The following is a 13,746-nucleotide window of genomic DNA, read 5'->3' as shown; positions in this document are numbered from 1 at the left end:
CCTCCTCCCGGCGCGCTGCCACAGCGCGCGCCTCATGACGGTGTGGTGGGGGCCGAGTTCACAGTCGGGCCTCCAGCGCGTCGCGGAGCCTGCGCAGCAGCTCGACGTCCGGTTCCCGGGCCGCGGCGGCGTGGTCGAGCCAGGACGGCGGGACGCAGGCCTCGACCGACGGCTCGGGACGCGGCGGATCCACCAGTCCGGCCGCCGCCAGCCGCCGTACGTCGACCAGCACGTGGAATGCGGGACGGCCCAGCAGGCGGGCGATGGCGCACGGGGTGCGTACGCCGTCGGCCAGATCCAGCAGGGCCTGTTGACGGCGCGTCACATGCCGGGTGGCCCGGTGCGGCGTCACCGGCGCGGTGTCGAGCCGCGGGTCGGGGCACACGTCGTCGAGCAGTTGGCGCCGCCGCCGCGACTCCCGTTCCACCACGCGCGCCGGCACCGGCCGTATCGGGCCCAGCCAGTGCGACGCGCCGGGCCGGAACCGCACCGGCCCCGAGTCCGGCGCGAGCGCGAAGTACGCCGCGTCGAACAGCGCGCCGAGGTGGCAGATCTCCAACTCGCCCTCCGCGAGCCGTCCTTGGTCGACCAGGTAGCGGCCGACCCGGTGGTGGCTCCCGGCATGGTCCATCGCGTCCCGCCAGGCGCCCTCCGACAGGCGCCCGGTGGCGGCGAGCAGTACGTCGAGCGTCGGCGCCTCGGGGCTCTCCGCGTGCACCACGTCGCCGTCCAGCAGATAGACCGCCCCGGAGCCGCCGAAGAGCACCCCGGTCGCGTGCTGCTCCGCCAGGTGCGCGAGAGCGCTCACGCGGGGCAGCGTCGCCGAACCGCCGCCACCGAGCGTCGATCCGACCGCCGATTCGACCGCAACTGTCATGACAGGGCCAGCCGTTCCGCGAGGTCCTGGAGGCGCAGCCGGGACAGCGCGAGGTTCGCCGTCGACCGGTCGAGCCAGAGGTGAACGAACACGCTGCTGTCGAACTGCGTCTCGACGAACCGCAGCAGGTGGAACCCGGTACGCGTGGTGACGATGATGTCCTCCACCGGCGTTTCCGCCGTGATGTACCGCGCCTCCGGCGTCGAGAACGCCGCGTACTCCGCGGCCAGCCGCGCCAGCTCGGCGGTCTCCGCGGCCGTCGCCTCGTGGTCCCCGTTGGGCGACTGGCCCACCGTGCCCAGCGCGAGCCCACTCACCCACTCGACCACCGAGGCGCCGAGAGCACCGGGCAACTCCATCGCCTCATGCAGGCATTCGTCGATCCCTGGCACGCCGGGCTCCCCTTCCTGCGTGACAACAGTGGCCGTGAGGCTACGCAGAGTCCCCGCGCGAACGAGTGAATTCCTCCATAACCCAGCGGCCCCCCACCCCCGGCGAGGTACAGTTCCCGGTTCGTCGGCGTACGGCAGCGCGGCGACGCGACGACCGCGAGGCCGACGACGCCGCCGTCGCGGCAGCCCGGCCACACCTCCTTCGGCCGACGCCCTATCCCCCGAACGCGGCGACCGCGAGCAGGCTCGCCCGCCGTTGACGGGCCCTAACGTGCGCCCACTTGCCGACGCGGTCAGATTCCATGCCCACGCGAAACGGATGATCAATGACCTTGATCATCCGTGCCCGTAATGTGGCGCAAAAGGATGTCTGGGAGGGCCGATGGCCGAGAATGAGGGGTCGCGCAGGTCCGTCAAGGACTGGGCCGTCGACACCCTGCTCTCGGGTGCCCGCCTCGCGGGGCGGGTGTTCCGCCGCAATGCACAGGCGCTCTCCCAGGGCGAGACGCTCGCCCGTGAGGCTTTCGGTGGGGCGCCCAAGCCCGAGCACGTCGTCATTCCGGCCGCGTCGCGTGACGTGGCCAAGCCCACCGAGGTTGCGTCACCGGCCCCCCGCCGCCGGACCATGGCAGAGCGCTGGCAGGACCGACGTACCGAGACGGTGCAGGCGGAACGAGACGACCAGGCCCTCGAGTTGTGGCACGGACTCGCCGAGTCGCAGCGTCAGGCCGCGGAGGACCGGCGCCACAACCTGGCCCAGGACTGGGCCAGGCGTTGGGAGTTCAAGCGGGGGATGCTGGACGTTCGCCCGCAGAACGAGGCGCGTACCCCGGCTCTGGGCGAGACCGGAACGGTCATGGTCACGGTACGCGCCCGGCCCACGGGCATCCGGCGCTTCTTCAGCAGGGGGCGCCCCGTCGACGTGGTCGTCCCGCCGGCCGGCCCCGTCGACAAGGGCCCCGACCGATCGTCGCCGACCAGGGCCGCCAAACTCACCGCCGAGGCCGGGGGGATCACCAACCCGACCCCCGCACCGGACGCCGAGGTCGAGGTCGAGGCCGTGTTGGCGCTGGCGGGAAAGGGGCTCGACAAGGGCCCTTCCTGGCACGGCGTGAAGGCCGCCGCCGAACAGAGCATGTATCCCCAGGGCGGAGCGGGCCGATCCGCGTCCGCCGACCGCCAGTCGGGTCAGCCGCGCCAACACCCGGGACTCGCCTCGGCATCCCAGCCCCCTCCCGAACTCCCGCCGGCCCCGCAGCCGTCGATGTCCCTGGAAAAGTCCTCAGAGGTTTTCTAGCACCGAGCGGCAGTTCGACGACGGCGCCGAACTGCAAGTCCCCGTCGTCCGAAGCCGCGTCAATCGCCGAGCCGTGCCAGGTAGGCGGCCACCGCGTCGGCGGGGTAGTCCGGGTGGGCCGACCAATTACGCGCCAGGTGGACCAGGAGACCCCGACGCCCATCACGTGATCAACATTGTGCACGAGTCGGTGGTCGCGCAGGTCGGAAGTTGGTGGCGCAGCTTGTGACCCTTGCCGATCTCGGTGTTGACATCACCGACCTGGGACACGGGCCTGACGGAGGTGCCCCGGGCGGCCTGCGCCGGGTCGACTTGCCGTCGGGTTGTTGGTTTCTCGCGCTGCCTGTCCCCCGCGCGTTTCTGATCGTGGTCCCGCTGGTCATGCCACCGCTGCATCTTGCATGAGTAGGGCGGCCGTCCCCCGGTGGGGAGGGCCGCCCTCTCTTGGGGCCTCGGTCAGCCGAGGCGCTCGATGATGGTGACGTTGGCGAGGCCGCCGCCTTCGCACATCGTCTGGAGGCCGTAGCGGCCGCCGGTGCGCTCCAGGCGGTGCAGGAGCGTGGTCATCAGGCGCGCGCCGGTGGCGCCGAGGGGGTGGCCGAGGGCGATCGCGCCGCCGTCGGGGTTGACCTTGGCGTGGTCGGCCTTGATGTCCTTCATCCAGGACAGGACGACCGGGGCGAACGCCTCGTTGATCTCGACGCTGTCGATGTCGTCGATGGTCAGGCCGGTCTTGGCGAAGGCGTACTGGGTGGCCGGGATCGGTGCGGAGAGCATCTCGATCGGGGAGCCGCCGCGGACGCTGATGTGGTGGATGCGGGCGCGCGGGGTCAGGCCGTACCGCTCGAGCGCGCGCTCGGAGACGATCAGGAGGGCGGCCGAGCCGTCCGAGATCTGCGAGGCGACGGCGGCGGTCATGCTGCCGTCCTCCATGAGCACCTTGAGCTCGGCCATCTTCTCCAGCGTGGTGCCCCGGCGCGGCGGCTCGTCGGTGTCGACGAGGGTGCCGTCGACGTCGATCGGGGCGATCTCCTTGGTGAAGTGGCCGTTGTCGATCGCGTGCAGCGCGCGCTCGTGCGAGGCGAGGGCGAACTCCTCCATCTCGCGGCGCGTGATGCCCCAGCGCTTGGCGATCAGCTCCGCGCCGTAGAACTGGTCGACCGGCTCGTCGCCGTAGCGGTCGACCCAGCCCTTCGAGCCCGAGAACGGGTCGGTGAAGCCGAACTGCGCCGCCGAGGTCATGGCCGCCGAGATCGGGATCTGGTTCATGTTCTGCACGCCGCCGGCGATGACCACGTCGTTCGTGCCCGACATGACCGCCTGCGCGGCGAAGTGGATGGCCTGCTGCGACGAGCCGCACTGGCGGTCGATCGTGACGCCCGGCACGTCCTCGGAGTAGCCGGCCGCGAGCCACGCGGTACGGGCTATGTTGCCCGCCTGCGGGCCGATGGCGTCGACGCAGCCGAGCATGACGTCCTCGACCGTGTCCGGGTCGATGCCGCTGCGCTCCACGACGGCCTTGAGGGTGTGCGCCCCCAGGTCCGCCGGGTGGACGCCCGCGAGGGAGCCCTTCTTGCGGCCGACCGGCGTACGGACCGCCTCGACGATGTATGCCTCGGGCATCGGCTCTCCCAAGCTCTCCCGGAGTGATGTACCGGAGTGACGTAACGGACACCGCCTGAACGACTGACCTGACGGTCCGTCAGTTATATGCTACCCGCGCCCGGCGAAACGCCGAAGACGCGAGCAGTGTGAGGAGTGTCCCGGTGGATCTCGAGTTCTCACCGAAGGAGCAGGAGTTCCGGCAGGAGGTCCGCTCCTGGCTGGAGGCCAACGTTCCGGCCACCCCCCTGCCCTCGATGGACACGGAGGAGGGCTTCCGGCTTCACCAGGAGTGGGAGAAGAAGCTCTTCGACGCCCGCTGGGCGGTCGTCTCGTGGCCCCAGGAGTACGGCGGTCGCGAGGCCGGCCTCACCGAGTGGCTGATCTTCGAGGAGGAGTACTACCGCGCGGGCGCGCCCGGCCGGGTGAGCCAGAACGGCATCTTCCTCTTCGCCCCGACCGTGTTCGAGTTCGGGTCCAAGGAGCAGCAGGACCGTTACCTGCCCAAGATGGCCTCCGGCGAGGAGATCTGGGTGCAGGGCTGGTCCGAGCCCGAGGCCGGGTCCGACCTCGCCAACGTACGCTCGCGCGCCGACCGCGACGAGGAGCGCGGCGGGTGGGTGCTGAACGGGCAGAAGATCTGGAGCTCGCGCGGTACGTACGGGCACCGCCTCTTCGGGCTCTTCCGCACCGACCCGGAGTCGCGGCGGCACCACGGCCTGACCTACTTCATGGTCGACCTCGCCTCGCCCGGTGTGACGGTACGCCCGATCCCGCAGCTCGACGGCGAGCCCGGCTTCGCCGAGGTCTTCCTCGACGACGTCTTCGTCCCGGACGCCGACGTGCTCGGCGGCGCGGGCGAGGGCTGGAAGATCATGATCGCCACGACCGGCAGCGAGCGCGGCCTCAACCTGCGCAGCCCGGGCCGCTTCCTGGCCCCCGCGAACCGCCTCCTGGACCTCTACAAGGAGCGCGGCGGCGGCGACCAGGTGCTGCGCGACGCGGCGGTGCAGGCGTGGATGGACGCGGAGGCGTACCGCCTGTTCACCTTCGGCACCGTCACCAAGCTGCTGGACGGCGGCCAGATCGGCGCCGACTCGTCGATCAACAAGGTCTTCTGGTCGCAGATGGACGTCGAACTGCACGCCACCGCCCTGCGGCTGCTCGGCGGGTACGGCGAACTCGACGAGGGCTCGCCCGACGCCGTCGACGGCTCGCGCTGGCTGGACGGCTTCCTCTTCGCCCTCGGCGGTCCGATCTACGCGGGCACCAACGAGATCCAGCGCAACACGATCGCGGAACGCATCCTCGGCCTCCCTCGGGCCAAGTAGGCAGTCCCGGGCCAAGCGAGCAAAGGAATCTGACGATGCGTCTGGCATTCACTGAGGACCAGCAGCTGTTCCGGGAGACCGTGCGGGACTTCCTGGCCGCGAGCTGCACCACCGAGCACCTGCGCGCCGCGTGGGCGGCGGACACCGCCGTGTCGTCGCGTTGGGCCGAGCTGGCCAAGATCGGCGTGACCGGGTTGGTCGTCCCCGAGGAGCAGGACGGCCTGGGCCTGACCGACGAGGAACTGTCGGCGGTCCTGGAGCAGGCGGGGTACGCGGCGCTGCCCGAACCCCTGCTCGAATCCGCGGTCGCCGCCGGGCTGCTGGCCGAGTTCGCCCCCGACGCCGGGTGGCTGGAGAAGATCTCGGCGGGTGAGGCGACGGCGTCGGTGCTGCTGCCCGGGCAGCCGTTCGCGATCGAGGCCGCGACCGCGGACGTGCTGGTGGTGGGTTTGGTCAACGCGTCGGGCGAGGCCGAGGTGCACGTCGCCAACCCGGCCGACTACGACCTGGTCGCGCAGCGCTCGGTCGACCGCAGCCGCAAGCTCTTCCGCGTCGGCTTCGCGCCGGAGCCGGAAAGCCTCGTGGCGTCCGGCCCGGCCGCCGCCGCGGCGCTCGCCCGCGCGGCGGACCGGGGCGCGCTGGGTGCCTCGGCGCTGCTGCTCGGGCTCGCGAAGCGCATGCTGGACATGGGTGTCGAGTACGCCAAGCAGCGCGTGCAGCGCGGCGTCCTGATCGGCACGCACCAGTCGGTGCAGCACCACCTGGCGAACGTCCTCATCAAGATCGAGTTCGCCCGTCCCGTGGTGATGCGCGCCGCGTACTCGCTGGCCCGCGACCTGCCGTCGGCCGCCCGCGACGTGTCGATGGCCAAGATCTACGCGGCGGAGGCGGCCGACCTAGCGGCCCGCAACTCGCTCCAGGTGCACGGGGCGATCGGTTACACAGAGGAGCACGACCTCCAGCTCTTCATGAAGCGCGCGTGGGCGCTGGGGGCGGCCTGGGGCGACTCGGGCCACCACCGCGCGCGCGTGGCGGCCGACCTGCTCTCGGAGGCTCCGGCGCCGCTCACGCCCGGTTTCTGAGGGGCAATCACTTCTGACTGACGGTCACCGTCGGTCCGCAGTCACGTGCTGACACACCGTCACGCGGGCGCTGCACGCCGGCAACTGACGTACCGTCACCACGCGGCTCCGTAGCGGGGAACCTCAGGGCAGCGCCCCGCCACGGCCCGAAGAGCGGCTCACCGACCCGGACACGCACCCGGGTCCGTGAGCCGCTCTTTGCCGTGCCGTGCCAGGTTGGCAGCGTCCGAGGTGACGCGGCCCCAACTTGGGAGGTCGGCCGACGGCGGTACGAGGTCACGAGGCCGATCGTCGATTTAGCTTGTCTTCGTCAAGTAAATCGGTAGGGTGTGCGGGCGGCAGCCGACTACCGGTGATCGCCAGGAGGGCGAGGGGGCGGGCATGACGATCGACACCGACACCGACACCGACACCGACACCGACACCGACACCGACACCGACACCACAGTGCTGGAAGCACAGCTCCAGGAGTGCGTCGCGCGGGGCACGAAGTCCGTCGTACGCGCGCGGCACGCGGTCAACGCGCCCATGCTCGACATCTGGGCCGACGCCCTCGGCGACCCCAATCCCGTCTACCGCGACGTGGCGGCGGCCGCCGCGACCGGACGGACCGGGATCATCGCCCCGCCGACCATGATCCAGGCGTGGACGATGCCGCAACTGTCGGCACTGGCAGGCACGTTGCCTCAGGTTCCCGGGTACGCGCCGTACCGGGGAGGCCGTTCGGCGGCCGACGTCGCGGCCGACAAGGCAGCCTCCGACGCGGGGGACAACCCGGCCGCGGCCGTGCACCGGCTCCTCACCGCGCACGGGTACACCGCACGTGCGGCGACGCGCTGCCGGCAGGTGTACCACCGGGAGGCGCAGGTCGGCGACCACCTCTCGTGCGAGTCGGTGCTCACCACGGTCTCCGAGCGCAAGAACACCGCCATCGGCGCGGGGTACTTCGTCACCACGCGGATGAGCTTCCGTGACCAGGACGACGCGGACGTCGCGACGGTCGACTGGACGGTGCTGTGCTTCCGTACGCCGGACGCGCCTGACACATCATCTGCTGGACCTGCCGCGGAGCCCGCCGCCGAGACCGCCGCACGAGCCGAGACCGCCGCCGAAGCTGCCGCCGAAGCCGCTGCGGAGCCCGTCGCACCCGCCGTGGCGACCGGCCGTACCTGCCTGCCGCTCAAGGCCGTTCCGAGTGTCGGGGACACCCTTCCCACCACCGTCATCCCGATCACCCCCACCTTCGTGATCGCGACCGCGTTCGCCACGCAGGACTTCTACGCCGCGCACCACGACGCGGACTGGACGCGCGAATCGCTGCGCAGGCCGGGCATCTTCACCAACATCCTCGCCACCACGGGCCTCGTCGGCGGAGTCGTGACCGACTGGGGCGGTCCCGCCACCCGGCTCCTGGAGGTGGACCTCAAGCTCCTCGCCCCGAACCACACCGGCGACACGCTGAAGCTCGACGGCGAGGTCACCGAAGTCGGCGGCGAGGACGGCGACAGCAGCGGCGAGGTGCTGCTGCGGGTGGCCGGATGGAACTCCCTGGGCCCACACGTACTGGCCACCGTACGGGCCCACCTCCCTGCGTAACAGGTTGCGCGGCCCCGTCCCGCGCCGCCGGCTACTCGAAGGCCTACTCGAAGGCCTGCGCAACCGCGAGGCTGTCCTCGTAGACGTGGTGGCGGGTGATCAGCCCGGCCTCGACCGTAAGGTGCAGCGCGAAGCGGGAGCGGTACGCCCGACGTGTCGGCCGCGCCGTCTGCCGGATCTCGCCGAACACGACGGCGTGCGCACCGTCGACGAGGACGCGCTCGACGACGGTGGCCGCCTCCTCGGGTACGTGGTACTCGCCGAGTCGGCGGAAGTGTTCGGCAGCGTCCGCACGTGAGGAACGGTGCCGGATCCATGGGGTGGCGGGCCGACCGTGCTCGCTCTCGGGCCAGTCGAGTTTCCAGTCGGCACCGTCGGCGTACAGCCCGGCGATGTGGTCGGGGTCTCCGGCGGCGATGCGCCGCAGGAGGTCGTCGACGACGATGCGGGTGGTTGCGGCTGTGGGGTCGTTCCGGTCCATATCCACGTACTCTCCGTGATGTGCGCGACCGCCTGTCGGCCGAACGCGGTTGTGCAGGAACGTACGGGCCGGGGCAGCAGGGGCGAATCAGTCACCCATAAGTCGTCGCCGGTTCCGGCGACGGGCTCCCGGGCGGTGCCGGCCGGTGCCGGTCGGCACGTCCCGCGGGACCGGCCCGTAGGGTCGTACGCATGAAGATCGTGAGGTCGGGGTGGTGTGCCGGGGCGGCCGCGGGAGACGCCGTGCCCGTCGGCGGGCTGCTGGTGAGCGTCACCGATTTCACCGCCGACCGGGCGACGGACCTGCCGGGCATCGCCCGGGCGGGGTTCCGGCTGCGGCGTGCGTGGCCCACGCTGGACGGGGCCGTGGGGGTCTGGCTGTGGACGATCCCGACACGGCGCCGCGCGGGATCCGTCGCGGTGTGGCGCGACGCCGACGCCATGCGCGGCTTCGTCGGCCTGCCCGAGCACGTGGCGATCATGCGGCACTACCGGACGCGGGGTACGACGCGTACCGGCACCTGGGCCGTCGACCACGCGGACCCCGGCCGCATCTGGCCGGACGCCGACGCGTTCCTGCGCCGCGCGGGCGCGTAGCGTCCGGGTCGGCGGTCAGTGACCGCGTGCCGCGCTCTTGCGTGCGCCGGCGGCGGTCAGTCGGGCGGACCTCGGGGCCGACAGGTGTCGCGGAATCGGCATAGGCCCCGGGTTCGGACGACGCGACCGCTTGCGTGCGGCGCGTACCGAGGCCCGCATTTCCAGCGCCCACAGCGCGACCAGCACCACGACGACGTGCCACACGCCGGCCTGGCCGATCAGGTTGCCGAGCTCGTCCATGAGTTCCACGTCCCTCCGCTCACATTTCCGCGCGTACGCCGCGACCCGCGGACACCGACAGCAGCGCCGCCGGGACCGCGATCGCCGCGCATGCGGCAACGACCAGGCTTGCCGGGCCCCAGGGGAGTGCCACCGTGCCGGGGCCGATCAACAAGGTGACGGCGGTCCACAGCGGTACGAGCGTCGCCGCCGCGGCCAACACGCCCAGCAGCACGCCGAGTCCGACCATCAGTGCCGCTTCGAGCGCCGCGATGCGCGCCACTTGCGCACGCGTTGCGCCCGCCATCCGCAACGCCCGCCACACCGGGGCCTGGTCGGCCGTCGACATGGCCGTGGTGTTGGCGATCGCGACGCCCGCGTACAGCACCGCGACGCCGAGCACGAAGTAGACCGCCAGGCGCCTGCGGTCCTCCGAATCACCGTGTACGTCCGCGCGCGCCCACTCGGCGTCGGTACGCACCACGGCGCCGGTACTTGCGGCGACCGCGCGTACGGCCGCGGCCGCCGTGACGCCCGCCTCCCCGTCCGGCACGTCCACGAACGTCAACGGCACGGCGCCGGAGGGCGCATGACGTGGCGTCAGCAGGACGGGCGTTCCGCCGGTGCCCGCCTCGACCACCGCGGCGATGCGCAACGACCGCTGCGTGCCGTCGGCCATTCGCACCGGGACTACGGCCCCGACGGTCGTCTGCGCCCAGTCGTCGGGCACCACGATCGCGTCGTCCGTCAGATCGGCGAGCGAACCGGCGGTGACCTTCAGGTCCATGACGTCTCCGACCGCGACGGGATCGACCGCGAGTGCGTCGAGTTCCACCCACACCGAGGCGGCCGCGTTGAGCGAGACGTGCGTGGCGACGGGGGCCACCACGGTCGACCCCGGGGCCGCGGCGCGCAGCTCGTCGGCGGACACCGGTCCCTCGACCACGAGTTCGGCGGTGATGCGCTGCTCGGCGTCGCGTACGTTTGCCGCGTCGACGGTGTCCGTGGCGCCCAATAGCGACACCGACAGCGCGACGGTCATGAGCACCGGCGCGACGGTGGCGGCGGTACGGCGCGGCGACGCGAGCACACCCGAGCGCGCGAGTTCGAGGGCGACGGGCTCGCGGCCGCGCGTGACCCGTCCCAGCGCGCGCAACGGTGGCCCGACCAGGACGGGAGCCAGCAGGGCGATGCCGGGGATGACCAGCATCGGGGCGAGTGTGCGGTGCTTGCGGTGGATCGCCTCGTCGGGGGTGACCACCGCGGTGAAGCCGAGGTAGGCGACGGCGCTCACGAGCATCACCGCCCCCACCACGATCCGGGTGCGGGACGACCGCGCGTCGTCGACCGCCGCCGTCCGCAGTGCCTCGACCGGGCGTACGCGCGCCGCCTGCCGGGCCGCGACCGCCGCACCGGTCAACGCGACCACGACACCGGTGGCGAAGGCGGTGTAGTACGGCCAGGTGACGTGACGCATCGTCAGCCACGCAGGGGCAAGCTCGTGTTCGCCGAGCCACCGGATCAACCCCGGTGTGGTCAGGCGGCCGAGAAGGCAGCCGAGCAGGCCCGCCGGGATCGACAGCACCAGGGCCTCGCGCAGGACCATGCCCCGCACCTGGCCGGGCGTGGCCCCGACGCTGCGCAGCAGCGCCAGTTCGCGGCGGCGCCGGGCGACCGCGAAGGCGAAGGTCGAGGACACGACGAAGGCCGTGGCGAAAACGGCCGTTCCGACCGCCGTCCCGGTCAGCGCGTTCGTGGTGACGAGCGCGTCGTTGTCGTCACCGACCCCATCGGCGGTCGCCGACGACGCGAGGGTGAGCAGCATCGACGTGACGATCCCGACCCCCAGGGCCAGGGTCGCGAAGCTGCCTGCGAGGTCGGCGTACCGGCGGCTTGGCATGCTACGAGTCAACCGGCGGAGAGGCCTTCGGCGGGATGGTGCCGACGCCCGAATGCGGGTGGGGCTAGCCCCACCCGCATGCATCCGGCTGGGCCCACCCCGCTCAGGCTCGGCAGGCCGCGGCGAGGGCGTCGTCGACCGCGCCGACCGCGTCTTCGCCGGCCATGCGGTCGGCGATCGCCCGGGCCCGGAGGCGGTACCGGGGGTTGCCCGCCGCCTCGGCCAGCGCGGCACCGAGGCGGTCGGCGGCCAGGGAGCGCAGCGGAACGGCGGTGGGCGCCACGCCGAGACGGACGAGGCGGCGGGCCCAGAACGCGGCGTCGAACTGGACGGGGACCGGCACGGCCGGGACGCCCGCGCGCAGGCCCGCCCCGGTCGTACCGGCGCCGCAGTGGTGCACGACCACGGCCATGCGCGGGAACAACAGGTGGTGCGGGACGTCGTCGACCGCGAACATGTCGTCACCCGCACCTTCGGCGTCGAGCCCGGCCCAGCCGCGTTGGATCACGCCGCGCAGGCCGGCCGCGCGCAGCGCGCGTACGACGTGCGCGACCACCAGATCCGGGACGGGGACGGTGGCACTGCCCAGCCCGACGAATGCCGGAGGCGGCCCCGCGGCAAGGAAGTCCTGGAGAGCGTCGGGGAGTTGGCGGGTGTCGCCGGGCCACCAGTAGCCGACCGGCCGCAGTCCGGGCCGCCAGTCTCTCGGCGGCGGTACGACGGCCGGGCTGAAGCCGTAGAGCACCGGCCAGCCCTCGCGTTCGCGGGCCCGCCGCGAGGCGGCCAGGCCGATCGGCCGAAGTCCCAGAGCGCGGCGCAGGTCGCGGTCGGCGGCGGAGAAGACGTGGTCGACGGCCAGGTCCACGGCGTGGCCGGCCAGGCGGTTCCCCAGCGGGCCCAACGAGCGCGCGGAAACCATCGGCGGTGCGAACACCCTGGTCGGGTGCAGCGGTTGCAGGTACGCGCCGAGCACCGGTACGCCGAGGCTCTCGGCGAGCGTGCAGGCGACCGGGGCCAGCGACGCCGACGCCACCAGGACGTCGTGGCCGGGCGCTGCGTCCAAGAGGCCGTCCGTCAGTTCACCGGCCAACGCGCGGGCCAGCGCCACGACGCGGGCCAGCTTGCCCGCTCCGGTGATGCTGCGGTGGAGTCCGCGTCCCCGGGCGGAGTGCAACTCCTCGTGCGGATCGACCGGCAGGGCGTGGAACTTCACACCCGTGCCGGCCGCCAGCGGTTCGAAGCGGACGTGGGTCACCAAGGTCACCTCGTGCCCGCGCCGGGCAAGCCCCGCCCCGAGACCGGTGAACGGGGCGGCGTCCCCGCGCGAACCCGCCGTCATGATCGCAACGCGCACAGTGACGATTATGGCCCCGCGGCGTCACGCCCGACGCGTCACGCGCCGCGCGACACGATGGCGCGAGCCGTACGTACGACGGGCGCACGCACAACGGGCGCAAACACGACGAGCCGCGGACACAGATGGACCGCGGACACGACAGGCCGCGGACACGACATCGCCCGCGGCCGCGGCCGCGGCAACCGCCCTACCGAACGCGGTACTCCTTGCTGCGCTGCTGGAACAGGCCCGCCTGCTCCGACCAGGCCAGATTGCCCAGGGTGATCATGTGCGGCGCCATCGCGAGCGCCTGCGAGCGCGTCATGTCGCGGGCTGCCCAGATCGACCGCACCGAGCCCTCGACGCCACCCGGCGGGTAGGCGGCGATCGCCTCGGCCGCCCACTTCGCCGCCTCGTGCAGCTCGTCGGCCGGCACCACCTGTGAGACGAGGCCCGTCTCGTACGCCCGCTTCGCGCTCATCCGCTCCGCGTTGCCCAGCAGCGTCAGCCGCATGACCTCGCCGAGCGGCATGCGCTGGGCGAGGTACATCGACTCGAAGCCGGACACCATGCCGTATGTCGTGTGCGGGTCGAAGAACGTGGCGCTTTCACTCGCGATGATGAACTCGCACTCGCCCAGAAGGTAGAAGGCGCCGCCGCAGGCCATGCCGTTGACGGCGACGATGACCGGCTTCCACAGGTCGGAGTGCTTCGGGCTGATCTTCAGCATCGGGTCGTCCATCATGTACGGCGACGACGGCTGAGGAACGTCGACAGAACGGTCGATTCCGGTACAGAAAGCCTTGTCGCCGGCCCCGGTGAGGACGATCACACGCACGTCGTCGTCGTGGCGCAGCTCACGCCACAGCGTGTGCAGCTCCTCGATCATGACCAGGTCGAACGCGTTGTGCCGGTCCGGCCTGTTGAGCGTCACCCACGCGACACCGTCGGCCTGTTCGTACCCGAGCGTCTCGAACTTGCGCATGTGCCCCATCCTCCTGGTCGGCCCGCGTTGTCGGCCTGGATGCGAATCCGGC

At 72.1% G+C, this 13,746-nt stretch carries 13 protein-coding genes; 5 read left to right on the top strand and 8 right to left on the bottom strand.

Annotated elements, in window-relative coordinates; translation table 11 throughout:
• Nucleotides 1–58: 58 nt before the first annotated feature.
• Together ACWD12_RS08040 and ACWD12_RS08035 are read right to left on the bottom strand one after the other, a co-directional pair.
• Nucleotides 59–877 carry a transcriptional regulator gene (locus ACWD12_RS08040; protein ID WP_450098838.1) on the bottom strand — a complete coding sequence of 273 codons (819 nt, stop codon included), beginning with the start codon at nt 875–877 and terminating at the stop codon, nt 59–61.
• The gene (locus ACWD12_RS08035) at nt 874–1,269 is read right to left on the bottom strand and encodes a hypothetical protein (RefSeq protein WP_358357905.1); all 396 of its coding nucleotides are present in this window, start codon (nt 1,267–1,269) and stop codon (nt 874–876) included. Before ACWD12_RS08035 ends, ACWD12_RS08040 begins: the two co-directional genes overlap by 4 nt.
• Nucleotides 1,270–1,651: 382 nt before the next feature.
• On the opposite strand from ACWD12_RS08035, the gene ACWD12_RS08030 reads away from it, so the two are divergent.
• A complete protein-coding gene (locus ACWD12_RS08030; protein ID WP_450098837.1) occupies nt 1,652–2,566 on the top strand; it encodes a hypothetical protein in 915 nt (304 codons plus the stop codon).
• 456 nt (nt 2,567–3,022) lie between these two features.
• On the opposite strand, the gene ACWD12_RS08025 is transcribed toward ACWD12_RS08030, so the two are convergent.
• Entirely contained in the window at nt 3,023–4,189 is a 1,167-nt protein-coding gene (locus ACWD12_RS08025; protein ID WP_358357913.1) for an acetyl-CoA C-acetyltransferase, read from the bottom strand.
• Between the two features lie 143 nt (nt 4,190–4,332).
• Here ACWD12_RS08025 and ACWD12_RS08020 point away from each other — a divergent pair, with 143 nt between their 5' ends.
• From ACWD12_RS08020 to ACWD12_RS08010, 3 genes are all read left to right on the top strand, one after another.
• A complete protein-coding gene (locus ACWD12_RS08020) occupies nt 4,333–5,499 on the top strand; it encodes an acyl-CoA dehydrogenase family protein (protein WP_358357916.1) in 1,167 nt (388 codons plus the stop codon).
• 35 nt (nt 5,500–5,534) lie between these two features.
• Nucleotides 5,535–6,581 carry an acyl-CoA dehydrogenase family protein gene (locus ACWD12_RS08015; RefSeq protein WP_450098836.1) on the top strand — a complete coding sequence of 349 codons (1,047 nt, stop codon included), beginning with the start codon at nt 5,535–5,537 and terminating at the stop codon, nt 6,579–6,581.
• Nucleotides 6,582–6,962: 381 nt separating this feature from the next.
• Complete coding sequence (locus ACWD12_RS08010) at nt 6,963–8,177, top strand: FAS1-like dehydratase domain-containing protein (RefSeq protein ID WP_450098835.1); 1,215 nt, start codon at nt 6,963–6,965, stop codon at nt 8,175–8,177.
• A gap of 43 nt (nt 8,178–8,220) precedes the next feature.
• Here the strand turns inward: ACWD12_RS08010 and ACWD12_RS08005 are convergent, their stop codons facing one another.
• Nucleotides 8,221–8,658, bottom strand: a complete 438-nt coding sequence (locus ACWD12_RS08005; protein WP_450098834.1) for a nuclear transport factor 2 family protein — start codon at nt 8,656–8,658, stop codon at nt 8,221–8,223.
• A gap of 191 nt (nt 8,659–8,849) precedes the next feature.
• On the opposite strand from ACWD12_RS08005, the gene ACWD12_RS08000 reads away from it, so the two are divergent.
• Nucleotides 8,850–9,254 carry a hypothetical protein gene (locus ACWD12_RS08000; protein ID WP_450098833.1) on the top strand — a complete coding sequence of 135 codons (405 nt, stop codon included), beginning with the start codon at nt 8,850–8,852 and terminating at the stop codon, nt 9,252–9,254.
• A gap of 15 nt (nt 9,255–9,269) precedes the next feature.
• On the opposite strand, the gene ACWD12_RS07995 is transcribed toward ACWD12_RS08000, so the two are convergent.
• From ACWD12_RS07995 to ACWD12_RS07980, 4 genes are all read right to left on the bottom strand, one after another.
• Nucleotides 9,270–9,503 carry a hypothetical protein gene (locus ACWD12_RS07995; RefSeq protein WP_450098832.1) on the bottom strand — a complete coding sequence of 78 codons (234 nt, stop codon included), beginning with the start codon at nt 9,501–9,503 and terminating at the stop codon, nt 9,270–9,272.
• A gap of 10 nt (nt 9,504–9,513) precedes the next feature.
• Nucleotides 9,514–11,373, bottom strand: a complete 1,860-nt coding sequence (locus ACWD12_RS07990) for an FtsX-like permease family protein (protein WP_450098831.1) — start codon at nt 11,371–11,373, stop codon at nt 9,514–9,516.
• Between the two features lie 103 nt (nt 11,374–11,476).
• On the bottom strand, nt 11,477–12,712 hold the full coding sequence (locus ACWD12_RS07985; protein WP_450099059.1) for a glycosyltransferase: 1,236 nt from the start codon (nt 12,710–12,712) through the stop codon (nt 11,477–11,479).
• Between the two features lie 205 nt (nt 12,713–12,917).
• On the bottom strand, nt 12,918–13,694 hold the full coding sequence (locus ACWD12_RS07980) for an enoyl-CoA hydratase/isomerase family protein (protein WP_358355623.1): 777 nt from the start codon (nt 13,692–13,694) through the stop codon (nt 12,918–12,920).
• Nucleotides 13,695–13,746: the final 52 nt, after the last annotated feature.

This window comes from Streptodolium elevatio (genome assembly GCF_053592165.1).
Note: the sequence above shows the minus strand (reverse complement) of the source record. Positions and strands in the feature narration are given on the sequence as shown.